22 protein-coding genes and 1 pseudogene are annotated in these 22,963 nt (G+C 61.1%); 11 read left to right on the top strand and 12 right to left on the bottom strand.

What is annotated here, in order from left to right:
- Window positions 1-2: 2 nt before the first annotated feature.
- Together P3R82_RS01025 and P3R82_RS01020 are read right to left on the bottom strand one after the other, a co-directional pair.
- Entirely contained in the window at window positions 3-1,517 is a 1,515-nt protein-coding gene (locus tag P3R82_RS01025) for a sugar ABC transporter ATP-binding protein (protein WP_283192649.1), read from the bottom strand.
- A gap of 130 nt (window positions 1,518-1,647) precedes the next feature.
- Window positions 1,648-2,619, bottom strand: a complete 972-nt coding sequence (locus P3R82_RS01020; RefSeq protein WP_283192648.1) for a substrate-binding domain-containing protein — start codon at window positions 2,617-2,619, stop codon at window positions 1,648-1,650.
- A gap of 196 nt (window positions 2,620-2,815) precedes the next feature.
- On the opposite strand from P3R82_RS01020, the gene P3R82_RS01015 reads away from it, so the two are divergent.
- From P3R82_RS01015 to P3R82_RS00990, 6 genes are all read left to right on the top strand, one after another.
- On the top strand, window positions 2,816-3,442 hold the full coding sequence (locus P3R82_RS01015) for a glucose-6-phosphate isomerase (RefSeq protein WP_283192647.1): 627 nt from the start codon (window positions 2,816-2,818) through the stop codon (window positions 3,440-3,442).
- A gap of 25 nt (window positions 3,443-3,467) precedes the next feature.
- On the top strand, window positions 3,468-4,121 hold the full coding sequence (gene eda, locus P3R82_RS01010) for a bifunctional 4-hydroxy-2-oxoglutarate aldolase/2-dehydro-3-deoxy-phosphogluconate aldolase (RefSeq protein ID WP_283192646.1): 654 nt from the start codon (window positions 3,468-3,470) through the stop codon (window positions 4,119-4,121).
- Window positions 4,118-5,071 (top strand): shikimate dehydrogenase, encoded by a 954-nt coding sequence (locus P3R82_RS01005; RefSeq protein WP_283192645.1) that lies wholly within the window; start codon window positions 4,118-4,120, stop codon window positions 5,069-5,071. The genes eda and P3R82_RS01005 overlap by 4 nt, the downstream gene beginning before the upstream one ends.
- A 2-nt stretch (window positions 5,072-5,073) precedes the next feature.
- On the top strand, window positions 5,074-6,003 hold the full coding sequence (locus P3R82_RS01000) for a phosphoglycerate dehydrogenase (RefSeq protein WP_283192644.1): 930 nt from the start codon (window positions 5,074-5,076) through the stop codon (window positions 6,001-6,003).
- 9 nt (window positions 6,004-6,012) lie between these two features.
- Window positions 6,013-6,876, top strand: coding sequence for an MBL fold metallo-hydrolase (locus tag P3R82_RS00995; RefSeq protein ID WP_283192643.1), 864 nt, complete (start codon window positions 6,013-6,015; stop codon window positions 6,874-6,876).
- Window positions 6,877-6,963: 87 nt separating this feature from the next.
- The gene (locus P3R82_RS00990; protein ID WP_183901631.1) at window positions 6,964-7,842 is read left to right on the top strand and encodes a MurR/RpiR family transcriptional regulator; all 879 of its coding nucleotides are present in this window, start codon (window positions 6,964-6,966) and stop codon (window positions 7,840-7,842) included.
- 5 nt (window positions 7,843-7,847) lie between these two features.
- Here the strand turns inward: P3R82_RS00990 and P3R82_RS00985 are convergent, their stop codons facing one another.
- From P3R82_RS00985 to P3R82_RS00970, 4 genes are all read right to left on the bottom strand, one after another.
- On the bottom strand, window positions 7,848-9,245 hold the full coding sequence (locus tag P3R82_RS00985; RefSeq protein ID WP_283192642.1) for an FAD-binding oxidoreductase: 1,398 nt from the start codon (window positions 9,243-9,245) through the stop codon (window positions 7,848-7,850).
- A gap of 186 nt (window positions 9,246-9,431) precedes the next feature.
- Window positions 9,432-10,442, bottom strand: a complete 1,011-nt coding sequence (locus P3R82_RS00980) for a hydroxyacid dehydrogenase (protein ID WP_283192641.1) — start codon at window positions 10,440-10,442, stop codon at window positions 9,432-9,434.
- A complete protein-coding gene (locus P3R82_RS00975; protein ID WP_283192640.1) occupies window positions 10,439-12,295 on the bottom strand; it encodes a DUF2264 domain-containing protein in 1,857 nt (618 codons plus the stop codon). Before P3R82_RS00975 ends, P3R82_RS00980 begins: the two co-directional genes overlap by 4 nt.
- 2 nt (window positions 12,296-12,297) lie before the next feature.
- Window positions 12,298-13,332, bottom strand: coding sequence for a LacI family DNA-binding transcriptional regulator (locus P3R82_RS00970; RefSeq protein WP_283193471.1), 1,035 nt, complete (start codon window positions 13,330-13,332; stop codon window positions 12,298-12,300).
- 137 nt (window positions 13,333-13,469) lie between these two features.
- Between P3R82_RS00970 and P3R82_RS00965 the strand changes: the two genes are divergently transcribed.
- On the top strand, window positions 13,470-14,753 hold the full coding sequence (locus P3R82_RS00965; RefSeq protein ID WP_283192639.1) for an ABC transporter substrate-binding protein: 1,284 nt from the start codon (window positions 13,470-13,472) through the stop codon (window positions 14,751-14,753).
- Between the two features lie 74 nt (window positions 14,754-14,827).
- Complete coding sequence (locus tag P3R82_RS00960; RefSeq protein WP_283192638.1) at window positions 14,828-15,478, top strand: ThuA domain-containing protein; 651 nt, start codon at window positions 14,828-14,830, stop codon at window positions 15,476-15,478.
- Window positions 15,479-15,550: 72 nt separating this feature from the next.
- On the opposite strand, the gene P3R82_RS00955 is transcribed toward P3R82_RS00960, so the two are convergent.
- Window positions 15,551-15,922, bottom strand: a complete 372-nt coding sequence (locus tag P3R82_RS00955; RefSeq protein ID WP_283192637.1) for a DUF2147 domain-containing protein — start codon at window positions 15,920-15,922, stop codon at window positions 15,551-15,553.
- Between the two features lie 155 nt (window positions 15,923-16,077).
- Here P3R82_RS00955 and P3R82_RS00950 point away from each other — a divergent pair.
- The 3 genes and pseudogenes from P3R82_RS00950 to P3R82_RS00940 all read left to right on the top strand — a co-directional run.
- Window positions 16,078-16,230, top strand: a pseudogene (locus tag P3R82_RS00950) (SAM-dependent methyltransferase); the annotation flags it as partial.
- On the top strand, window positions 16,230-16,754 hold the full coding sequence (locus P3R82_RS00945; protein ID WP_283192636.1) for a hypothetical protein: 525 nt from the start codon (window positions 16,230-16,232) through the stop codon (window positions 16,752-16,754). The pseudogene P3R82_RS00950 and the gene P3R82_RS00945, both read left to right, overlap by 1 nt.
- Before the next feature lie 89 nt (window positions 16,755-16,843).
- Window positions 16,844-17,338, top strand: coding sequence for a lipocalin family protein (locus P3R82_RS00940; RefSeq protein WP_283193470.1), 495 nt, complete (start codon window positions 16,844-16,846; stop codon window positions 17,336-17,338).
- A gap of 182 nt (window positions 17,339-17,520) precedes the next feature.
- Here the strand turns inward: P3R82_RS00940 and dhaL (P3R82_RS00935) are convergent, their stop codons facing one another.
- From dhaL (P3R82_RS00935) to P3R82_RS00915, 5 genes are all read right to left on the bottom strand, one after another.
- Window positions 17,521-18,162, bottom strand: coding sequence for a dihydroxyacetone kinase subunit DhaL (gene dhaL / locus P3R82_RS00935; RefSeq protein ID WP_183901621.1), 642 nt, complete (start codon window positions 18,160-18,162; stop codon window positions 17,521-17,523).
- A gap of 57 nt (window positions 18,163-18,219) precedes the next feature.
- Window positions 18,220-20,244, bottom strand: a complete 2,025-nt coding sequence (locus P3R82_RS00930) for a bifunctional sugar-binding transcriptional regulator/dihydroxyacetone kinase subunit DhaK (protein ID WP_283193469.1) — start codon at window positions 20,242-20,244, stop codon at window positions 18,220-18,222.
- A gap of 200 nt (window positions 20,245-20,444) precedes the next feature.
- The gene (gene dhaL, locus P3R82_RS00925; protein ID WP_283192635.1) at window positions 20,445-21,092 is read right to left on the bottom strand and encodes a dihydroxyacetone kinase subunit DhaL; all 648 of its coding nucleotides are present in this window, start codon (window positions 21,090-21,092) and stop codon (window positions 20,445-20,447) included.
- Between the two features lie 11 nt (window positions 21,093-21,103).
- Entirely contained in the window at window positions 21,104-22,096 is a 993-nt protein-coding gene (locus P3R82_RS00920) for a dihydroxyacetone kinase subunit DhaK (protein ID WP_283192634.1), read from the bottom strand.
- Between the two features lie 32 nt (window positions 22,097-22,128).
- Window positions 22,129-22,902 carry an SDR family oxidoreductase gene (locus P3R82_RS00915; protein WP_283192633.1) on the bottom strand — a complete coding sequence of 258 codons (774 nt, stop codon included), beginning with the start codon at window positions 22,900-22,902 and terminating at the stop codon, window positions 22,129-22,131.
- Between the last annotated feature and the right edge of the window lie 61 nt (window positions 22,903-22,963).

The following is a 22,963-nucleotide window of genomic DNA, read 5'->3' as shown; positions in this document are numbered from 1 at the left end:
AATCAGTTGCTGGTCGCGATGGCTTCGGCCTGTGAGACGGTATTGACCATCGCCAGCTTCAGCAGTTTTTCTTCGGTGTAGTCTTGCGGGTCGAGCGACCCGGTCAGTTCACCCTCGCGCATGACGAGAATGCGGTCGCACAGCCCGAAAAGCTCGATATGTTCGGACGAGATGACGAGCACCGCCCTGCCCTCGGCTGCAAGCGACTTGATGAGCGAGTAGATCTCGGTCTTTGCGCCGACATCGACGCCGCGGGTCGGCTCGTCGAAGATCAGAAGGTCGCCATCGGCGTGGAACCACTTGGCAAGCACGACCTTCTGCTGATTGCCACCGGAAAGGCTCGATGCGGGATCGTTGAGGCTGCCGGCCTTGATGCGCAGGCGCGCCGCCAGTTTCTCGACGGTCGCGCCTTCGGCCGCCCGCCGCACGAAGCCAAACGCATTGACCAGCGGCCCGAGCTTCGACATCGTCGCGTTGACGCGGATCGGAAAATCGAGAACGAGCCCCTGCTCCTTACGGCTTTCCGGAACAAGCCCGATCCCTGCCTTGACGGCGGCGCGTGGGTTGTTCACGCGCACTTCCTTGCCATGCAGAAAGATCTTGCCCGAACGCGCCTTCTCGGCGCCGAAGATGAGGCGCACCAACTCGGTGCGACCGGCGCCAACCAAGCCTCCAAGCCCGACGATCTCGCCCGCCTTTACAGAGAGCGATGCGCCACGGATGCGCGCGCCATCGGAGAGGTCTTCGATCCGTAGCACTTCCTCGCCGATCGGCCGTTCGAGATCGTCGCCGAAAAGAGCCTTCAGCGATCGGCCGACCATCATGCGGATGACGTCATCGATCGCGACATCCTTTCGCTCGACCGTCTGGACCGACGCACCGTCCTTCATGACCGTGATCCGGTCGGCGATGCGAAACACCTCGTCGAGGCGGTGAGAGATATAGATGATGCCGACACCGCGCTCCCGCAGCGTCCGGATGATACCGAGCAGGCGTTCGGCGTCCTGCACGGAAAGAACCGCTGTCGGCTCGTCGAAGACCATCACGCTGGCATTCTTGGAGAGCGCCTTGGCGATTTCGACGACCTGCTGATGAGCAACGGACAGATCGGACACGGTCGCGGATGGCGAGATCGAAAAGCCGAGGCTGGAGATAAGCTCCGCGGCGCGCCGGTTGAGGTCGCGCCAAGAGATCACCGAGGGTATCTCGGCCAGAAAGATATTCTCCGCCACCGTGAGATCCGTCGCCAGCGCCATTTCCTGGTGAATGATGGCGATGCCCTTGTCGAGCGCGTCCATCGGCCCCTTGAACCGTTGCTCGGCGCCGCGAACCTTCACGCTTCCCGATTCCGGAACGTACTCCCCGCCTAGAACGCGCATCAGCGTCGACTTGCCGGCACCGTTCTCGCCGAGCAGAGCGTGAACCTCACCGCTGCGCAAGGTAAAATCGACACCTTGAAGGGCGCGTACGCCGCCGAAGGATTTCCGTATGCCGGTGAGCTCAACAACAGTTTCCATAGCGTCACATTCTGCCTGTCACACGACCGTGCCGCGTTCTGCGGCGACACCGGCGCGAGCCGGCTTCGGAGGTCATTGAATGGATGGCCGGCGGGGACGAAGCCGCGCCGGCCACAGGGAGGATCCGGTCTTAGAATACCGCGTCCTTCTTCAGGTACTTGTCGACGTTGTCCTTGGTGATCGCGGTCGGCGTCGTGTAGGTGATCTTGGAGATATCGCCGGGCAGCTTGCCATCGAGCGCATTCTTGGCCAGATCGACCGCCGTGGCAGCGACGAGCGCCGGATCATTGAGACCAGTTGCGCCGTACTTGCCATCCTTGATCGCCTGCAACGCTTCCTTCTGACCATCCGCGGCCGCCAGGAACAAGACGTCCCCCGACTTGTTTGCCTGCTCGAGTGCCTTCTGTGCGCCGAGGACCATGGAGTCGTTTTCGCCGAGCACGACGTTGACGTCAGGGTTCGCGGTCAGAAGATCTTCCATCGCCTTCAGGCCGCCTTCGTTGGTCCAGGCGCCCCATCCCTGGCCGACCACCGTGAAGTTGGCACGGCCTTCGTTGCGCAGCTGACCCTCGGTCAGACCTGCCAGAACACCCAGACGGCGCTCCTGGCCCACTTCATTGCCCTTGTCACCGGAGATCAACGCGATCTTGAGCTCCTTGCCCTTGGTCGCATCGGCGAGCCACTGGCCGACCAAAAGGCCGTTCTGCGAATTCGAAGACTGTACCAGGGTTACGAAATTGGCCTGTGCGTCGATCGTCGAGTCGATGACGAAGACCTTGACGCCCGCTGCGGTGGCCGCGTTGACGGCGGGCACAAGACCCTTGCTGTCGCGCGGATTGATGATCAGCGCGCCGATGCCCTGAGCGACCATGTCTTCGACGTCGGCGACCTGCTTGTTGAGATCGTTCTGGCCATCGACGGAGATGACTTCGCAGCCGAGCTCTTCGGCACGCTTCTTCGCCGAGACTTCCTGTGCGGCGAAATACGGCGCGTCTAGCGTCTTCATCGAGATGCCGATCTTGCAATCCGCGGCCTGCGCGTTCGCCATGGCAAGTACCGATGCGGCTGCGCAGAGCGCAAGCGTCATTACAGTCTTTTTCATTTTCGTTTCTCCTCCGGGTGAGCGCTTCAAGCGCAAGCCATCTCCTGGCTGAAATGTAGCGTAGTTACATGAATTTTTTCCGTCAACATATTTTTTGTTCAATTTCTACATTTTTGCAGCGCAATATGGCCTACAAATTTCGCTTGCGCGTGTTTCCATATCCATTTATGTAACTTTACTACCAAACGGAGGATGCATGATGATGCGGGAACCAGTCTCAAGCGTTGTCGACACGATCGGCGGCGGAATGAGCGGAAACACCGGGCGCTACGAGAAGCGCCTGAGCGATCTCAACGGGCTTTACGCCGACGAAGCCGCGTTCGACGCGGCGGTCGAAAAGCTCGGCGATGTCGTCGTCTACGACGTGGAAGACTTTCGTCCCGGCACACATAGCGGCGACCTCATCTACGGCGTCACGCGCATGAGCCCCGGCAAGATCGCCGACGAATTCTTTCTGACGCGCGGACATATCCACGCCAAGGCGGACCGGCCCGAGATCTATTACGGCCAGAAGGGTCTCGGACTAATGCAGCTCGAATCGCCGGCAGGCGAGACGCGCATCGTCGAGATCGAGCCGCAGACCATCTGCTACGTGCCCCCCTTCTGGATCCACCGCTCGGTCAACATCGGCAACGAGGATCTGGTGATGGTCTTCGCCTACCCCTCGGACAGCGGCCAGGATTACGGGATCATCGAATCCTCCCGGGGCATGCGCCACCGCGTCGTGAGCGACGGAGCCGAGGGCTGGAAGCTCATCGAGAACCCCGCCTATCAGCCGCGCGGCGAGGACACGGTTCGCGCGCTGATGAAGTCCTACACCTGATCGACAAGAGCTTGCGGAGAATGCCATGACACATCCTATCGACCTCATCGCCGGTCTCGGCGTTGTTCCCGTCATCGCCATCGAGCGCGCCTCGGATGCGGTGGCGCTCGCCGACGCGCTGCTCGAAGGCGGATTGCCGGTGGCCGAAATCACCTTCCGAACCGAGGCCGCAGCCGACGTTCTCGCAGCCATGCGCGACGCCCGCCCTGAATTGTGCATCGGCGCAGGCACCATCCTCGACCGGGCCAACCTGAAGACGGCAATCGCATCCGGTGCCCGTTTCGGCTTGGCGCCGGGGTTCGATCCCGACATCGTCGATGCCGCGAAAACCGAGAACCTGCCCTTCTGCCCGGGGATCATGACGCCATCGGACCTGACGCTTGCAGCCGCGCGCGGCGTGCGACTGGCGAAATTCTTCCCCGCTGGCGTAGCGGGCGGCCCGAAGGCGCTGGCGGGCATTTCCGCCCCCTTCGCCCATCTCGGCATCCGCTTCATCCCGACCGGCGGCGTCACCGAGGCAACGATCGGCGAGTGGCTGGCGCTTCGCCAGGTGATCGCCGTGGGCGGCACCTGGATCGCCAAGACCGAAGACATTCGCGAAGGTCGCTTCAAGGATATCGCGAAAAACGCCGCGGCCGCCGTCAAGGTCGCCAAGGAAGCTCTGGAGAAGCGCGCGTGAGCACTTATGAACCCGCAACCAGCCCGACGCTCTATTTCATCGGTGTGACAACAGGCAAAAGCTCGATCATGAAGGTCTTTCCCGCCTGGGCGGACTATCTCGGATTGAAGAGCGCCGTGATCAAGGGTATCGATTTCAAGCTGCATGACGATCCTGCCGCCTATCGCAGGGCTGTCGAATTCATTCGCGATGATCCGCTGTCCATGGGCGCCCTTGTCACCACCCACAAGATCGACCTCTTCCACGCCTGCAGGGACATGTTCGATGTCATCGATGCGCATGCGCTGCTGATGGACGAAACCAGCTGCATCTCAAAGCGGGACGGAAAGCTGATCTGCCACGCCAAGGATCCGATCTCGTCGGGCCTGTCGATCGACGGCTTCCTCGGCGAAACCTACTTCGCGGACAACGACGCCGACCTGTTCTCGATGGGCGCCGGGGGATCGACGATCGCGCTAACCTGGCATCTGATGCGAAAGAACCGCGGCAGGAACGTGCCGTCGCGTATCATCGTGACCAATCGCAGCCAGCATCGCCTGGACGAGATCAAGCGCATCCACGAGCAGGTCGAGTTCGACGTGCCGGTCGAGTATCTTCTGGCGGAACGCCCTGAAGACAACGACAAGGTACTGGCCACCTTGAAACCCGGCTCGCTCGTCATCAATGCCACCGGTCTCGGCAAGGACGCACCCGGCTCGCCCCTGACGGATGCCGCCGTCTTCCCCGAACGCGCCGTCGTCTGGGATCTCAATTATCGCGGCGACCTCGTCTTTCTCGACCAGGCCCGTCGTGAGCAACTGGACCGATCGCTGCGCATCGAGGACGGTTGGACCTATTTCATTCACGGCTGGACGCAGGTCATCGCCGAGGTCTTCGACGTCGCGATCCCGACATCGGGTCCTTCGTTCGACCGCATATCCGAGATCGCCATTCAGGCCGCGGGGAGATAAGCATGAACCAGCGTATTCTCGTCACACCGCGTTCGTTGACACAGGAACCGCATCCCGATGTCGAGCGGATGCGCGAGCAGGGCTTCGAGATCGTCTATTCCACGGCAGGCGCAATGCCGAACGAACAGGAACTGATCGATCTGGTGCCGGGCTGTGTCGGCTGGCTTGCCGGCGTCGAGCCGGTGACCCCGAAAATCATCGAAGCGGCCGCGGCCTTGAAGGTCATCAGCCGCAACGGCGTGGGCGTCGACAACCTTCCGATCGACATGCTCAGGGAGCGTGGCGTGAAGGTCATGATCGCCGAGGGCGCCAATTCCATGGGGGTCGCGGAGCTGACGATCGGCCTGATCTTCAGCGCCCTGCGTTCCATTCCGCATTCGGATGCCGGCATCAAGGCCGGTGGCTGGCCACGGTTGCGCGGTGCTGAAATCCATGGCCGCACTGTCGGCATCATCGGCTGCGGCGCGATCGGCCGGGAGGTCGCCCGCATGGTGATCGCGCTCGGCGCGCGCGTCGTCGCTTTCGATCCGGCGCGCCCCAATCTCGATCTTCCATCGAGCGCATTCTCGTATGCCGAGGTCGACGACATCGTTGGCGAGGCCGATATCCTCAGCCTGCATTGCCCCCTGCCCCGCGACGGCTCTACCTTCCTCGGTCGAGCCCGTATCTTCTCGGCGAAAAAAGGACAGGTCATCGTCAACACGGCGCGCGCGCGGCTGGTGGACGAGGACGCCCTGATCGAAGCGCTCGATCTCGGGCAGATCGGCTCCTATGCCACCGACGTCTTCGAGCAGGAGCCACCGGTCTCACTCGAGTTGGCCGCGCATGGCCGCGTGATCGCAACGAGCCACATCGGCGGGTTCACCGCCGAAAGCGTTGACCGCGCCACACGAATAGCGGCCGACAACCTGCTCTCCGTATTGTCAGCCTGAGGTCGAACCATGCGCGCCAGGCTGAAAGAGACGCCGATAGGAGAACCGCTGACCGAGCGATTGAAACGACCACCGACCGGTCAAGTAGAGGTATACTGGCTCGGTCAGGCCGGCTTTGTCATTGACATTGCCGGCATGCGGCTTGTCATCGATCCCTATCTTTCCGACAGCCTGGCCGCAAAGTACCAAAACACGGCGCGACCGCATGTCCGCATGATGCCGCCGCCCGTCCTCCCGGACGAGATCTTCCACGTCGATCTCGTGCTTTGCACGCATGCCCACACAGACCACATGGATCCCGGCACCTTGCCATTACTGCTCTCGGCCAATCCTGGCGCCAGATTGATCGCACCCCGCGCGGTTGCCGCCCAGGCCATGGAGCGCTCGGGCGCACAGGGCGATCGGCTCATTCTCGCCCGCGCCGGCGAACCCATCTCACCGCTGGCACATATCGAAATCATTCCGACGCGCGCAGCACATGAGACGCTGGAAACGGACACGGACGGCAACCACCGATTTCTCGGCTGTGCCATCCGGACCGAAGGGACCTGCATCTGGCACTCCGGCGACTGTATCCCCTTCGACGGGCTTGAGGACGAGGTGCGTCGGTTACAGCCGGATGTCGCTCTCCTGCCGGTCAATGGCAGGCGCGCGGAGCTTTCGCAAAACGGCGTGCCCGGGAACTTCTCGCTTCACGAAGCGATCACCGTGGCCCGGCATGTGGGCGCCGCCGACCTGATTGCGCATCACTACGGGCTGTTCGATTTCAATACCGAGCAGCCGGAGACAATCGACGCCGAGATCGCTGCGACTACCGGTCTCGGCCTGCACCGCGCCAGGACGAACATCTTATACACCTTGCAGAAGCCGTAACCGGCCTTTCGTTGCACGACGCGACCTTGCTCTTAAACCTCTAAGCTTCTAGCCTTCGCAGCTAAGAGTGCAGGAAAGGCGATCCGGATGGATAGCGACATCAGAAGCAGCAACGGCCGCAACATCATCGAAGTCATCAGGACGATGCGACCCGAATTGCGCAAGTCCGATCGCAAGGTCGCCGACGTCGTGCTCGACGATCCGCGCCGGATCATGAATGCGACCGTTGGCGAAACGGCGGCGCTGGCCGAGGTCAGCCAGCCGACGGTCCTTCGCTTTGCCACGGCGGTCGGCTGCAACGGTTTCCAGGATCTCAAGATCCGCCTCGCGCAAAGCCTCGCCTTCGGCACGCCGGCAACGCATTCGGTCTTGCTCGATACCGATGAGCCGGAGGTAATCGCCGAGAAAATCTTCGACTACACCATGACAAGTCTCGACTGGGCCCGCTCGAAGCTCGACAAGACTGCCCTTCACAAGGCCATCGACATTCTGGCCGCGGCTCGATCGATCGTATTCTTCGGCTTCGGAGCCTCCGGCATCGTCGCCCGTGATGCGCAACAGAAGTTCCCGCTTTTCGGCGTCCCATGTGGCGCCGAGCTCGATTCCCACCAGCAACTGATGGTCGCCTCGATGATGAAGGAAGGCGATGTCGCCTTCGTCATTTCGAACACCGGAACCACCCGATCGATCATCGAGATCGCCCGCATCGCGCGCGACAACGGCGCGATCGTCATCTGTCTGACGGGTTCGGAATCGCCGTTGACGCATTATTCAGACGTAGCATTGATCGTGGAAACGCTCGAAAACACCAACATGTATACGCCGACCATATCGCGCATCGCCGCGCTCGTGGTCATAGACATCCTTTCGACCAGCGTCGCCATGCGGCGGCCCGAAGGCGAGCGGACGCGCATCAACCAGATGAAGCGTCAGCTGAGCGACATGCGTAAGATGCAGCCGATTTGACCCAATCAGAACAGAACGCCGGGATTCATTCGCCAATCCGGATCGATCGCCGCCTTCAAAGCAGCAAGCAACTGCACCTGCGTCGGCTGCAATCCGGTGCGGAAGTCGTCCATCTTTTCACGCCCGATCCCATGCTCGGCGCTGATACTTCCCTGGTAGCGGAAAAGAACTTCGTTGATGATGGTCTTGGCACGCTTGATGATCGTGTCACGTTCGCCATCGGGCGTTCCTGCCGACGGCAGAACATTCAGGTGCACATTGCCGTCTCCGACATGCCCGTAGGATATTGCCAGGCACCCCGGTAGAGCGCTTGCAAGCTCGGCCTCCGCCTCGGCCACGAAGGATGCGAGGTTGGAGAGCGAGACCGACACATCGGTGCGCAGATGCCGGCCACGCTTGACCTGCCCCTCGACCATGCCCTCGCGAAAGCTCCACAGGGTCTTTGCCTGGCTCTCCGAGGCGGCGATGACACCATCGAGAATGAGACCCTTTTCCATTCCGAGCTCGAGGAACCGCTGCATGAGATCAGCCATGTCAGCCAGTCCGGAACCTCCGAGCTCCATAAGGACATAGGCTCGATATTGCCCGGAAAGCGGCATGACGAGATCCGGCATGGCCGCCTGCGCCAAAGGGAACGCCTCGGGCGGCATGAACTCGAACGCCGACATGAGATCGCAGCATTCCCGCCGCGCCAAGCGATAGAGCGCAACGGCGTCATCGAGAGAGGCCACTGCGAGCAGCGCGGTCTCGCGCTGCGTCGGCAGGGGCGTCAATTTCAGAGAAGCTGCGGTGATGATGCCGAGAGTGCCTTCCGAACCGATGAACAACTGCTTCAGGTCGACCCCGCGGTTGTCCTTGCGCAGCGTCGAAAGACCATTCCAGATCTCGCCATTCGGCAGCACGACCTCGAGGCCGAGCACCAGATCACGGGCCATGCCGTAACGCAGCACATTGATGCCGCCGGCATTGGTGCTGACATTGCCGCCAATCTGGCAACTTCCCTGCGCGCCCAATGCCAGCGGAAAGAACATGCCGTTTTGCGCGGCGCACTCCTTCGCAGCCGATAGGATGCAGCCCGCCTCGACCGTCATCGAGAAGTCGTCGGGAGCAATGGTGCGGATCCTGTTCAGCCGCTCCAGGCTTAAAACGACATGGTCGGATGGCGATTGCGGTAGCGCTCCGTGCACAAGCCCGGTGTTGCCACCTTGTGGCACGATGGCGAGGCCAAGATCGCGTGATGCTAAAACCGCGTTAGCCACGTCGGTTACCGATCGCGGGCGGATCACGGCAACGGCCGCACCGACGGTGTCGCGATGCCAGTCGCGCAGGTAACGATCCATGCCTTCACCATCGGCAAGAACGAGATCGTTGCCAAGCTTTGCGGCTAAGCGTTTGGATGACATGGACACTTGCAGCCCTCCTGCCTTCAGAAGGCTTGTTTACCAATCTTCCGTTGAGCGACCAATAGTATAGGTGATGTTCAACGCAGCTCTTCCCGACGAAGCCGCGATCGGAAGTCGCACGCTCACCATGAGGCAGCGTCCATTGAACGGCTGGTCGAGCCGACTTGGCGCGAGCGCGAACGCCTCTCAAGCAATGGTATCGAGATCGGCCAGCGTAATCGCGTATTCCAGTGGCTGGCCGGTTAAGTATCGCTCTATCTCATCGACCGCCATTTCACCCAATCTCGTCCGCTCGAGGCCGACGGCGCCTGCGATATGGGGTGTCAAGAACACGTTAGGCAAATCGTAGAAGGCGGATGCCGGTTCCGGTATCTCAGGGTCGGTGACATCGATAATCGCGTCGATCCGGCCGGTCGAAAGCGTGGCGAGAAGTGCAGCCTCGTCGATGATGGCACCGCGTGCCGTATTGATGAGCGTCGCACCGTCCTTCATCAGCGCCAGCCCTTGGGCGTCGATCATATGTTGTGTCGATGGCAGCGAGGGCGCGTGCAGCGAGACGATGTCGGCACTGCGCATCAGGGTATCAAGATCAGCCTTTTCGACGCCGATTGCCGCGCACTCGGATGCGCTCAATGTCGGATCAAAAAGGATAATTTTGAAATTGAAGGGCTTCAGCAGCTCGATCACGCGCCGGCCGATGCGCGACGCGCCGATGATGCCGACGGTGCGGCCGTAATTTCCGATCGTAAGGCGCTGCATGGGGTGGGTGCGATCGCGGTTGCGGTCCGCGACGTAAGTGTCGCGAAACCGGAAAACCTGCTTGCCGGCAAAGAGGATGGCGGCAAGCGTGAATTCGGCCACCGGGACCGCGTTCGCCTCGGCCGCATGGCTGACGGCGATGCCCGCGCGAAATATGTCTTCGTCGATCAGCCCCTTCACCGTTCCCGCCGCATGAGCGATCATCTTCAGCCCCCCGGCTGTCGAAAGCACATCGCGGCCAACATAGGGAGCGCCCCATCCGGTTATGAGGATTTCCATTTCGGACAATAGTCGCCTGGCGCGTTCGTCAGCGAAAGTCTGCAACGGCTCTCGGTCAAGCAATCGACCCAGACTTTCCAGCCGGTCGAGAAGGCGATCGGGGAGAACGTGCTCCGTCCGCCCCGGGTGCATGGCAAGCGCGATACCCGGTCGGCTCATGGCATCTGCCCTGGCGCTTCGATGGCGCTGACGGTTATGCCGTCCTTGGTAATCCTTGCCCCGAGCGCGGAGATATCAGGTGCCGCCGGAGGCGTAGTCCATGCGCCGGAAGCCGCAGCCGGGTCATCCAACGCGAGCACGGCCGTGATGAGGACCGTCTCGCCGGCCGGGATTTCGCCGCGCAATTGAGGGACAAGCGTCTTGGCGACGATCAGGTTGGTATTCGGCAGAGCTTTCTGCGCCAGCCCGGCTCGGCTCACCGTCGAACCCAGATCGACAATGCCGGAGAAATCGGCATCGCCAATGACGTGGGCACTGCCCGGCCCTGCCTCAAGTACGTCGAGATCGAAGTCTCGCTTGGCAATCGCAAAGCCACCTTCAGCCGTTTGCAGCGGCCGCGGCGAATTGATCCTGTGGACGCGGATGTGCCAGGGTGTCGCGGGAACCAGCCAGGTTTCGACGGAAACATCCTTGAATGGCGACCATCTTGAATAGAGCACGTCGCCGGCGAGCTTCGCCTCGGCGTTCGTCTCGCGCACGCGGTAGTGCAGTCCATCGTCGCTGAAGGCGAGCGCGGAATCGAAGGCACCACCGGCAAAGCTCCGTTCATCGGCTTCGACGCTGAAGCCATATCGCGCCGAGTAGGCAAATTTTGCATATTTCTCCGTGCCGAACCGCATCTGCAGATTTTCTTGTCCAGAAGACAGCGCCACGACATCGCCACCGGCGCGCATCAGTACCATGCCGGGATGGCGCTGCGGCGAGACGCTTTCGCTTGGTGCAGGCGCTTTCTCCTTCGCGGTCCAGAACGGGTGGTCATCCGCGATCGCCAGCGGCAGAAAGGCCTTGAACGCCCAATATGGCGATCCCGCCGAGTTGTAGCTTTCCGACATCAGCAGGTTTGGATAGCCGAAGCCGATCGACAGGATGCCATCGCGATTGGTCATCGGCTTGTCCTTCCACCAACGCAGATGCTGCAGGCAGAGATGCTTGATCTCGCCCCAGGGCAGTGCCTCCAGATCGGCAAAGGCGAGCGCCGACCAGAAGCCGGCGCAAGCGAAACGATAGGTGAGGCTGCGACCGAAGGGGATGGTTGCGCCGTCAGGTGCAAACCAGTTGCGAAAATCCTTGGCGAACAGAACGGCGCGCTCGCGGTAGCGTTTCGCGTAGTCGTCATCAACGAGCTTGGAATAGATCAGCCCATAGAAATGCATGGCGAAGGGAATGTAGTGGTCGACGCGGCGCACGTTCCCGTCGCGATACCAGCCGTCACCGATATAGAAGCCCTCGAGCTCATCGAGGTATTGCCTCGTCAGGCTGCGATCGAACTCGGCGCCGACGCGATCGAGGGCAATGTCGACGAAGATGCGGAAGAATTTCCAGTTGTTATCCGCATAATCGAATTGCCGCGCATGCTTGAGATAGGCGATCATATTTGCCCGTGCCCGCTTGCTCAGAGGCTCCCAGATCTTGTCGGGGACAAGCGCCAGCGCGAAACCTAGCGCCGCGAGCTCGACCATTCGCTGGTCGCGCCCGTTGACTGTGCCCCAATATTCCGGGTGTTCGGGATCCGTGCCGTTCGCCAGCCCCTCCGCAAAACGCCGCCAGTGGGGAAAGTCGCCCTTTCCCGCTCCAAGCGGCGCCAGCCCCCAAAGAGGGCGGGCAAACCCTTCCAGGTCCGCGGCCGCGCGATCAAAATGGGCGCCGGCACCATCCAGCCGAACGCGTGCATTGCCCTTTGAGAAATAGGGGAGCAACGGATCGAAGAGGTCGAGGAGCGCGCGGCTCATGTCCTCGCGCGTCTCCAGCGGATTGCCCGCTAACGGATTGGCGCTGGCCGTATCATAGGTCATCTCTATCGCTCATCGGTTTTTGGCATTGGTACGGTGCCGCCCACAACGGGGACGACCGCATGACATACGTGGCGGGCAGGCGCTGACCGATCATGGAACCTGTCGATCATCAGGCCGACGGCTTCGCGCCCGAGAGCGCCCCGATCAACACGCATGGTGGAAAGCGGCGGATTGGTCATCAAGGCGCAGGGCAGATCGTCGAAGCCGACGATCGCGAAGTCTTCCGGCACACGAAGGCCCGCCTCGGTGACGGCTTCCAGAACACCGACCGCTATGAAGTCGTTCATGCAGAAAGCGGCGGTAAAGCCCTCGTTCTCATCCAGGATGGCGCCCATCAATTCGTGGGCTTCCCGGCTGGCGCTGCCTTGGAAACTCATCGGAACCACCCGGCTGGTGGCTGCCTCAACGGATGCGATCGCCGCGTCGAAGCCCCTCACGCGTTCGCGGATGGTGTGGCGATGGGAACCGGTGAAATGCAGGATCTTCCGATGTCCAGCCGCAAGTAACCGTTCGCCGGCCTGGAGGGCGCCGAAGAAGTTGGCGGGAGAGACACCGTCGAGGTGAAGTTGCGGATCGGTGCCGTTGACGAGCACGACGGGGATTTTATCGGCCTCGATCCACTGTCGCAACGCGGTGTTGGGGTCGATGCCAACAAGAAACAAGCCTTCTGCGTTGGTGGCCTTCATTTGGTCGCGAATGACATCAGGCATCGCGCGATCCTCACGGACCAGCCTGACTTCGAAGGACATTCCCGCGTCCGCCGCACCCGCCCGCAAGCCTTCGACGATCGCTTCGTAAAAGACACTGAGCCCGCCGGTCGCACCGTCGCTGGCAATCAAGGCGAGGCCGCCCGGCATCGGCTCGGAAATCCCCTTCGTCTGGTAGCCGTGCTCGGCCGCGACCCGCAGTATATGCTGCCGAACACTTTCGCTGATGCCCGGCTCATTCGCCAGCACACGCGACACGGTCGATACGGAAACGCCTGCGGCTGCGGCAATGTCGGCCTGACGCGGCCGCTTTGACTTAATCTCGTTCATAAACGCAGAGTTATGCAAATTATGCAAATTTGCAACAAAAAGATATTTTATTGCAAATAGAAAGTTTTTGCGTAATCTTCCCGCAACATGCCCAAAAGGCGTTGGAGGACGCCGGGCAGACAACCGGAGGAATCAGCATGCAGATCAATCGACGTTCATTTCTGATGGGCTCCGCCGGCGTGGCGAGCGGCCTTGCACTCGGCGCCGGCGTTCCGGCCTTTGCGGCGGACACACAGCTGCGCGCCATGTGGTGGGGCTCGAACGATCGGGCAAAGCGCACGCTCGATGTCGCCAGGCTTTATCAGGGCAAGACGCCTGATGTGTCCATCATCGGCGAATCTCTTAGCGGGGACGGGTACTGGACCAAGCTCGCGACACAGATGGCCGGCCGCTCGATCGCGGATGTGTTTCAGCTCGAGCCAGGAACGATCTCCGACTACTCGAAGCGCGGCGCCTGCCTGCCGCTCGATGAATTCGTACCCTTGACGTTGAAGGTTGATGCCTTCGGCAAGGACATACTGAAACTGACGACCGTGGACGAAAAGCTCTACGGCGTAGGTCTTGGCCTCAATTCCTTCGCGCTCTTTTTCGATCAGACGGCATTCGAGACAGCAGGAATTCCGTTGCCCACGCCAGATCTCACCTGGGACGAGTACGCCAAGCTGGCGGTCGAACTCACAAAGGCGGTCGGCAAGAACAATTACGCGGGCGGCCCCTACGGCGCGCGCTACACCTATGTGTTCGACGCCTGGCTGCGCCAGCGCGGAAAGAGCCTCTACAAGGATGCGGCGCTTGGCTTCGACGTCGAGGACGCCAAGGAATGGTACAGCTTCTGGGAGGACCTGCGGAAGAAGGGCGGAACCGTCGCCGCCGACGTGCAGACGCTGGACCAGAACACGATCGACACCAATTGCCTCGCGCTCGGCAAGTCGGCGATGGGCATGGCCTATTCCAATCAGCTCGTAGGCTACCAGCTCCTCTCGAAGAACAAGCTGGCCATCACGATGCTGCCCCGCGAGAAGAAGGGCGGACCGTCCGGCCACTACTATCGCCCGGCTCTCATCTGGAGCGTCGGCGCGACCACGAAGAACGGCGAAGCCGCGGCGCAGTTCATCAGCTTCTTCGTCAATGACCCGGAGGCCGGCAAGATTCTCGGTGTCGAGCGCGGCGTGCCGCTTTCGCCGGCAGTCCGCGAGGCGATTTTGCCGAACCTGAACCCAACGGAGCAGGATACCGTGAAATACGTGAACCTGCTCAAGGATCAGGTGGGCGACTACCCGGCACCCGCACCTCTGGGATCGACCGAGTTCGACCAGCGCGTCCTGCGCCCGATCGCCGACGAGCTGGCGTTCGAGCGCACCACGCCTGCCGAAGCGGCGGCGCGGTTGGTCGAGGAAGGGAAGGCCACGATCCGTAGCTGAGGTCGTTACATGGTATTGAACCGCCGGCGCACCATGGCCCCGGCGGTTCAACGTATCAAGGATAAGGACAGATCATGCGCAAGGCGATCATCGTTTGGGGCGGCTGGAAGGGTCATGAGCCGGAGCAATGCGCTCGCATCGTAGCCAGCCTGCTCGGCGAAGACGGCTTTCAGACTGAGGTCACCAACGATCTCGGCATATTCGGTTCACCGAGGCTCGCTCATGCGGATCTTCTCGTGCCCGTAATCACGGGTGAAAGCCTCGAAAAGGCCCATGCCGACGCCCTCGTGGAAGCCGTACGCGGAGGGCTTGGGCTTGGTGGACATCATGGCTCACTCGCGACCTCATTCAAGGAAAGCGCGCCGTTCCGCTATGTCTCCGGCGTGACCTGGGTCGCCCATCCCGGCAACATCATCGATTTTCGCGTCGCGGTTACCTGCCGGGAAGACCCTGTGATGCAGGGAATTCCGGATTTCGACTATCGGTCCGAGCAGTATTACCTGCACTACGATCCCTCGATCGAAATCCTCGCGACCACCACCTTCACCGGCAAACATGACCCTGCGGCCAGCAACGTCACCATGCCGGTCGTCTTCAAACGCCGATTTGGCGCAGGCCGCGTCTTCTATTCCGCCCTAGGCCACGTCGCCGGCGAGTTCGATCATCCCCACATGCCGCTGATACTACGGCGAGGACTGAACTGGTGCGCACGCCGCCAGCTATGATTGCGCTAAGTTTCGCGGTAAATCGTCGGCTTGATTTTTCTGTCACCTCTTTCATCGCAATATCCTCCGCATTCAATTGATCCGAGTCCAATCAACGCCCTTGCACAGCAGCCCGGCTACGACGCACCCTTTCGTGGTCATCTTGTCTCCATTGATTGTCACGGTCAGCTTGTAGGTTAGATTGCGTTGCGGATCGAAGGCTGTTCCGGCGTAGCCTCCATCGGCGTCCGGATTGATGGTCATCACCAGCCTGTCGCCCGCCTTTTCCTTGGGCGTCCCCGGTTTGATCCAGGTGTTTGTGGCGCAGATGTCCGATCCACAGGGGGCGATCCTGACCTTGGCATTGCCATCGCCGCGCGCCCATTGGCCGTCGATATCGGCAGCATTGACCGTGGTGAAGGCGCAGAGGCCGAACGCGATGGCCGCTGGTGTCGTCTTCATCATGCTCGTTTCTCCTCTTGGCGGTGGGTTGCGCGTGCTCGATCGTGGCGAGCCCGACATAGCCTGGAAATCCCAGTGCCAACGACCGCACCATTCAATTTCAGGCTATCCGCCCCTCTGTTTGCCAGTTCCATCAATGCCTGCACCTCGGGGGCTCGATTCAGCCAATCCTTGCAAGGGTATATGGCAAGGACGCACGCCTCTGGCAGCGCCGCTGGCGGCTGTTTTTCCTGTCGACAGCAGGCCTGTTCGGGCATGATAACGGCAAGGTCTGGGGTGTCGGCCACTATCTGCTGGCGCCGACCAGATGATGTCCCAGAACCGCAATCAGCTCGACCCAACGACGCAGGCGACCATTACGATTGCGTGGGTCATCGTGCTGAACAAGCCCTTCTATCCTGTCTATGTCTGGTATCTGGTCGGCAATGGCGTGGTGGCGTCACTCGGCACATTGCTCTCGGCGCCGCTCTTCCTGGCGATCCCGTTTTTGGCCAGACGATCGCCATTGACAGCTCGGATCGCGCTGCCACTGATAGGCACGCTCGACACCTTGTTAGAAACGAAACTCTTCGGCTCGACATCAGGCACGGAATTGTACTTCGCCGCCTGTATCATGCTTGTCGCGCTGTCGTTCCAGGCACATGAAAAGTGGTGGCAACGTGGAATGGCCGTGCTTGTCTTTGCCGTCTTCGTGTTCTCGCGGAATTTTATCGGCGTGCCGCTTTATGTCTGGTCTGCGCCGGAGCTCGCCACCCTCTTCAACCTGAATGCCTTCGCCGTCGCCAGCTTGTTGGCGTTCATCACCCTTCGACATGCAGGGGTCCCAAGGACATGAAGCCAACTCGATCAGACGACAACCAGAACGAATGGGAGCGCAGTATGCAGAAGATCCATAGCTGGTGTTTTGCTGCGGCAGTCGCACTGATGTCATTATCGAGCCCAGTGCTGTCAGCGCAGGCCGAACCGCGGCCGGTTGCAGTCGGCATGGACCACTATCGTGGGACATGGCTTGAGATCGGCCGCCGGCCCATGTGGCTGACCGATGGCTGCGTTGCGGGCTATTCGACCTACAAGCCCGGAAGGACGCAAGGCGAGGTCCAGGTGGAAGACGGTTGCCACGTCCGCACTCCCGGCGGGCGGCTGAAGACCGTCAAGGGTGATGGACGGATCCTCGATCTCGGGCACGGCAATGCCAAGATGCGCGTCAGATATCCCTTCTTCATCACATTCAACTATTGGGTCCTTTACAAATCCCCCGATAAGGCATGGTTCATAAGTGCCGATCCCAAGATGCGAAACCTTTGGATCTACGCGCGCGCCGTGCCTTCAAAGGCAAAACTGAAGGTGATGATAAGCAAGGCGAGCCAACTCGGCTATGATGTCAGAAAGCTTGAGTTTCCCGCGCAGGCCGGGCACTGAGTGGCCAATGGCCGCTTCAGCGAGCCACGTTGCGATGCTGCTCGAATGTAGTGATCGACTGATTGATCGCTCGGCGGGCGTACACCGAAACAAGGGTTTCGGAACCGACTTCAAGGGACACGCATTCGAGGTGTGCGGCCCAAGACCGGGCGGCACCCTTTCAAGCTGTCATCCGACAAAGCTCAATCCGTGAAAACTTCCGTCATCGCCTTTAAAATAAGAACCGCGGACGCTGCTCCTGGGTCGACGTGGCCGAGTGACCTCTCGCCCAATCTGGCGGCGCGGCCGCGCACCGCGACCATCGACCGCGTGGCCATCGCCCCTCCCTCGCCTGCTGTTACGACATCGCGCCACAGTTCAGCAGGCCCGCTCGCACGCTCTAGTGCAGCACCGCCCGCTTCTGCCGCCGGGATCCAGGTGTCGAGCATGGTCTTGTCGCCACGTTGGCCCTTGCCTCGCTCTTGAATTCCGAGTGCTATCGCCTGCAACACCGCAACCTGGCCAGCGGCATCCAGAGACTGGCGCAACTCCAACGCCTTTGCAGCGTGCAGAAAGGCTGTGGCGTACAAGGGGCCAGTCGAGGCCCCAACTGCATTGAGGAATACAGAGGCGGCGATTGTCATCACGGCCGATGGCGGCATGTCGTCAAGATCGGATCGCGCCAGTTCACTGGAAACGGCGCCAAAGCCGAGCAGCATGGTAATGCCGTGGTCGGCGTCGCCAATCGCACCGTCAAGCTCGGTCAGGTAATCCTTCTCCGTGGCAATCAGGCTGGATATCCGGTTGAACATCCGGTTCAGTTTGCGCGCATCGTTCTCTGCCATCGTTTCCCCTCCCATCGTCAGAACGCTCCCGGCGGTGAGTCGGGCGCATTCTGCTTCTTACGTTATCTTCAAGACTGCGGTGTCACATGGATGATGCAGCAGTCCCGTCAGTTCCTCATCAAGCTCCATGATGGAGATCGACGCCCCGACCATGTCGAGCGACGTACAATAATGACCGATCCAGTTTGCCTCGATGGCAATGCCCTTGGCGCTCAAGCGCTGCTCTACGCGACGGAACAAGACATAGAGCTCCATCATCGGCGTTGCCCCGAACGAATTGACAAGGACGGCGACACGGCTGCCTTCGACCGCTTTCATCTCGGCGAAAATCCGATCCATCACCTTGTCGACGATCTCGTCAGCGCTGATCATCTTCTCGCGAATGACGCCCGGCTCACCATGGATACCCATGCCGAACTCGATATCCTTCGCTCCGATCTCAAAGTTGGGACGCTGGGTCTGCGGCATCGAACACGCCTCGAGCGCCACACCAACCGTAAAAGTCCGCATGTTCGCCTTGCGGGTCACGGCCTCGCAAAGATCGAGCGACAGACCGCGATCACAGGCCGCACCGGCGATCTTGAACGTGAAGAAATTGCCTGCCACGCCGCGACGACCATCGCGGTCTTCGATCGGCGAAGAGGTGATGTCGTCGGTGGTCAGAACCGTTCGGATTGGAATACCCGCCGTCTCGGCCATCTCCGCAGCCATCTCGAAGTTCATCACGTCGCCGGCGTAGTTGCCGTAAACGAAAAGAACGCCCTCGCCACCCGATGCCGCCTTGGCGCAATGGAGGATGGGGATCGGAGGAGGCGACGAGAAGATGTTTCCGACCGCAACGGCATCGGCAAGCCCCTTGCCGACATAGCCCAGAAAGCCCGGCTCGTGCCCGGATCCACCGCCGATGACCAGACCGACCTTTCCTGATCTTGGCCCGTTCCGCGCGATCAGGGCACGATTGGATTTGTCGATCGGCGACAGATATTTGCGATGCGCACGCACGACGCCATCCAGCATCTCCTCGACGATCTTGTCCGGATCGTTCAGAAACTTCTTCACGCGCATTCGCGTCGCGGATGGCAACGGCGCTTGACTTTCGGGCCGCAGACGCTGCGATGACCGCTGATCGATATCGGTCACGCCATCGGCGTTGAGAATGCCACGGCCGGTCGCGGCATCAGTAATCAGTACGTTGACATAGCCTCCGCGCAAAGCCGCGAGGATAGCCGGCACCTTGTCGAAGCCGCCTGCGGCAGCGATACGCAAGTCGATGTTCTTGAGCATATCAAGAGAGATGCCGATCGTTCGATCGTCGAGCGGCCCTGCCACCGCGCGTCCGTGCACATCGATGAAACGACCGGCCACCACGCCGACGGCGCCCTTGGCAAGATAATCCTGCAGCGGAACGGACTCGAAAAAGCCGCTGGTGTGAATGGTGGAATTGGGACGCAGCGACGAAATGCCGAAGAGCGCCTTGTTGGCTCCGGCAAGTGCCGCGAACTGGCCTTCGATCAGGGGCTCGTGCAGAAAAGCATCGCGCACGGCGGGAGCGGAGACAATCGCGGGCGCGGAAATATTGATCAGCTTGCCGTTTACGGCGTTGGCGAGCGCCGCCGCACAGAGCTCGGGAGTATACGCGAAGCTCGCGCGCGTGCCGCCGGTCGCCTGCACGACCGTCACGTCCTGCAATCCTGGAACCTCCGCATGCTCGCTAATCGCGAGTACCGTACGCCCCCACGACACGGCGATCGTATCGCCCGACTTGAACAGCCGGTGCAACGCCTGACCGCCTGCGGCGCCGATCCTGTCTATCAACGGCCGGGCGGTATCCTCGCTCGGAACAACAAGACAGTCAGCAAGGCCAAAATGCCTTTTGAGCGCTTGTGCAACGGTGAGCGATGCAAGCCTGGCCGGCTCGATCGCGATATTAACGATGCCGCGATCCCGCGCGTCAGCGAGATAGCTGTTGACGGTTGCGCGCGATATGCCCATGACGTCGGCGATTTCGCCCTGCGTCAGTCCGTCCTCGTAATAGAGCCAGCACGCCCAGACATAGGGGTCGTCGCCATAGCGCAGCGGCATCGCATCGGGTGCCTGTGCGAGATCGCTCTTTCCTGCGCCGGCTTTTCTCGCCTGCTGTGTCTTAACCGTTGCCACTCTGGAATAAACTCCCGCTTACAATTGCCGGGAAGATGCCGCCAATGCGGGCCGTTTGCAACCGCGCGGCACGCGACCCGCCGCCAAAGGACGGGCCGCGCTGTCTTGGGAGACAGACTGCAAGATCAAGCGTTTTCCAGGCGAGAAGAGACGCCCACGGAAATCTCCTTCAGAATGAGAGCGCAGGAGGTGGCGCCGGCGTCGAGAATGCCGAGCGACCGCTCGCCGAGACGGCTGGCGCGGCCAATTTTCGCGACGAGGTCGATCGTCGAATCGCGTCCCTTCTCAGCGGCCTCGGCCAGGGCCGCGAGCGCATCCGCGAATGACTTTCCAGACGCCGTCGCCTCATCGAAGGCATTCACAGCCGGGACGAAGGCGTCGATCAGCGTCTTGTCGCCGACTTTGGCAGACCCGATCGACTGGATACCATCAAGACCTGCGTGGAGCATCTGACTGAAGAGCCTCGCACCGACGTCTTCCTTGCCTTCGAGCGTCTCACCGAATTCCGTGAACATGACCCCATAAAGTGGCCCCATCGAGCCGCCGATCTCCGTCATCAGCAGCGTGCCGAGCGTTTCAAAGGCACCACTGAGCGAGGCATCCTGCCCCTTCAGACGTTCCGCCGCCATGCCAAAGCCCTTGGCCATGTTGACGCCGTGGTCGCCATCGCCGATCTTGCCGTCGATCTCGCTGAGATAGGCGCGATTTTCGATGATGCGTTCCGCCAGCGAAAGGACGATCGCACCCGCCGAGGCGTTCTTGAAAGTTTGCATGTCAGCGTTCCTCAGAGCAACATTGTGCAGGACGTTTCGAGGTCGAGAAGCGGCTTGGTCTCGGCATCGAGCGCAAAAACCGTCAACGTCGCGCCGACCATTTCAAGCGACGTGAAATAGTTGCCGACATATGTTTTGTAGACGACGAGCCCGCGGCCGGTGATCTCGCTCTCGATGGTATCGTTCAGGATATAAAGTTCGTTGAGCGGTGTGGCGCCCAAGCCCGAAACAAGGACCGCAACCTCCGTGCCAGCGGGAAGATTGTGATCATCAAGAACGATCCTGCACATATCCTTGGCGACTTCAGCGGCCGGCTTCAGTGGCTCGACACGCACGCCGGGTTCGCCGTGGTGGCCGATGCCGACTTCCATCGTGCCCGGCTCGATCTGGAAATTCGGATGGCCGACGGCCGGCAACGTGCACGGGCCGAGGCCAACGCCGATTGAGCGGCAGTTGTCGATCGCCTTCTGCGCAGCCGCGCGAACCTCTTCGAGACTGCCGCCTTGCGTCGCCTTGGCGCTGCCGATCTTCCACATGAAGATCTCGCCAGCAACACCGCGGCGCTTTTCGCGCTCCGACGGCGACGCCGAGCAGACGTCGTCATTGGCAACGACGGTCGCGACCTCGATACCGTCCTTGGCGGCGAGCTTCGTCGCCATCTTCACGTTCATGTTGTCGCCGGCATAATTGCCGTAGAGGCAGACGACACCAGCTCCGCCATTGGCCTCGCGGATGGCATCGTGAAAGCTCTTGGCGGTCGGGGAGGAAAACAATTCGCCGATGGCAACGGCATCAAGCATGTTCTTGCCGGTGTAGCCCATGAAGCCCGGCTCGTGGCCGGAGCCGCCGCCAGTAATGACGCCGACCTTGCCGCTCACCGGTGCATTCTTGGCGACAACCACGCGCGGATTTTCGGCAAGCCGCACGATATCGGAATGGGCCTTGATGAAGCCCTTGACTGTATCCTCGACGACGAGATCGGGATTGTTGACGAACCGTTGCATGAAGTCTCCTTGAAATGTCCTGGCGCGTCGGCTCAGAGAATTGTGTAGCCGCCATCGATCAGAAGATCGGCGCCATTGATCATGTTCGCGCCGTCCGAAACCAGGAAGACGGCGGCGGCAGCGATCTCTTCGGGATAGGCGAAGCGGCCGGTGGGAATGCGCTTCTTGGCGGCCTCTCCCTTTTCGCCAGCCCAGGCCTTCTTGCCGAGCTCGGTCAGGACCACGGTCGGCGAAATGGTATTGACTGTGATGCCGTATTTGCCCCATTCGGCGGCGAAGGTCTTCGACATGCCGATGACGCCGAACTTCGAGGCGCAGTAGGCGACGTGCTCCTCGATCGCGACGGTGCCCGCCTGCGACGCGAGGTTGATGATTTTACCGCCGTTTCCTGCAGCGATCATGGCGCGGCCGACAGCCTGGGTGACGAGAAAGCTGCCCTTGAGATTGATGTTGATCGTCTTGTCCCAGTAGTCGAGCGACAGATCTTCGGCTGGCGCCAGGAAGACGACGCCGGCGCTATTGACGGCAATGTCGATGCGTCCGAACGCGGCGACGACATCCGATATGGCGCGATTGACCGAGTCCGGCTGGGAGACGTCACAGACGAAGGATTTCGCACCACCACCGAGCGCGGCCGCCTTGGCAGCGGCGATATCGGCATTGATATCGAGCACGGCCACCGTGGCGCCTTTGGCGGTCAGCGCGTCGGAAATCGCCGAGCCGATCCCGGACGCGGCGCCAGTCACGACGGCGATCTTGCCCGTCAGGGGGAAATTGAGGTCAATCTGGGGAGCAGCTTCTGTCATCTCTTCAAGCCCTTGCGATGTGGATGCCAGGGCGGCGTGACACCGCCCTGGCTTTGCGTTC

Origin of the sequence: Rhizobium sp. AN80A, assembly GCF_030053015.1 — a bacterium.
GTDB lineage: Bacteria > Pseudomonadota > Alphaproteobacteria > Rhizobiales > Rhizobiaceae > Rhizobium > Rhizobium metallidurans.
Note: the sequence above shows the minus strand (reverse complement) of the source record. Positions and strands in the feature narration are given on the sequence as shown.

Coding starts and splice junctions, on each gene's coding strand:
- dhaL (WP_283192635.1), bottom strand. CDS start 21,092: ATGCAAACTTTCAAGAACGCCTCGGCGGGTGCGATCGTCCTTTCGCTG.
- P3R82_RS00945 (WP_283192636.1), top strand. CDS start 16,230: ATGTCCCAGAACCGCAATCAGCTCGACCCAACGACGCAGGCGACCATT.
- P3R82_RS00980 (WP_283192641.1), bottom strand. CDS start 10,442: ATGAGCCGACCGGGTATCGCGCTTGCCATGCACCCGGGGCGGACGGAG.
- P3R82_RS00985 (WP_283192642.1), bottom strand. CDS start 9,245: ATGTCATCCAAACGCTTAGCCGCAAAGCTTGGCAACGATCTCGTTCTT.
- P3R82_RS00995 (WP_283192643.1), top strand. CDS start 6,013: ATGCGCGCCAGGCTGAAAGAGACGCCGATAGGAGAACCGCTGACCGAG.
- P3R82_RS01015 (WP_283192647.1), top strand. CDS start 2,816: ATGATGATGCGGGAACCAGTCTCAAGCGTTGTCGACACGATCGGCGGC.
- P3R82_RS01025 (WP_283192649.1), bottom strand. CDS start 1,517: ATGGAAACTGTTGTTGAGCTCACCGGCATACGGAAATCCTTCGGCGGC.
- dhaL (WP_183901621.1), bottom strand. CDS start 18,162: ATGGCAGAGAACGATGCGCGCAAACTGAACCGGATGTTCAACCGGATA.
- P3R82_RS00965 (WP_283192639.1), top strand. CDS start 13,470: ATGCAGATCAATCGACGTTCATTTCTGATGGGCTCCGCCGGCGTGGCG.
- P3R82_RS00955 (WP_283192637.1), bottom strand. CDS start 15,922: ATGATGAAGACGACACCAGCGGCCATCGCGTTCGGCCTCTGCGCCTTC.
- P3R82_RS00940 (WP_283193470.1), top strand. CDS start 16,844: ATGTCATTATCGAGCCCAGTGCTGTCAGCGCAGGCCGAACCGCGGCCG.
- P3R82_RS00930 (WP_283193469.1), bottom strand. CDS start 20,244: ATGCCGCTGCGCTATGGCGACGACCCCTATGTCTGGGCGTGCTGGCTC.
- P3R82_RS00920 (WP_283192634.1), bottom strand. CDS start 22,096: ATGCAACGGTTCGTCAACAATCCCGATCTCGTCGTCGAGGATACAGTC.
- P3R82_RS01020 (WP_283192648.1), bottom strand. CDS start 2,619: ATGAAAAAGACTGTAATGACGCTTGCGCTCTGCGCAGCCGCATCGGTA.
- P3R82_RS00915 (WP_283192633.1), bottom strand. CDS start 22,902: ATGACAGAAGCTGCTCCCCAGATTGACCTCAATTTCCCCCTGACGGGC.
- P3R82_RS01000 (WP_283192644.1), top strand. CDS start 5,074: ATGAACCAGCGTATTCTCGTCACACCGCGTTCGTTGACACAGGAACCG.
- P3R82_RS00990 (WP_183901631.1), top strand. CDS start 6,964: ATGGATAGCGACATCAGAAGCAGCAACGGCCGCAACATCATCGAAGTC.
- P3R82_RS00975 (WP_283192640.1), bottom strand. CDS start 12,295: ATGACCTATGATACGGCCAGCGCCAATCCGTTAGCGGGCAATCCGCTG.
- eda (WP_283192646.1), top strand. CDS start 3,468: ATGACACATCCTATCGACCTCATCGCCGGTCTCGGCGTTGTTCCCGTC.
- P3R82_RS00970 (WP_283193471.1), bottom strand. CDS start 13,332: ATGAACGAGATTAAGTCAAAGCGGCCGCGTCAGGCCGACATTGCCGCA.
- P3R82_RS00960 (WP_283192638.1), top strand. CDS start 14,828: ATGCGCAAGGCGATCATCGTTTGGGGCGGCTGGAAGGGTCATGAGCCG.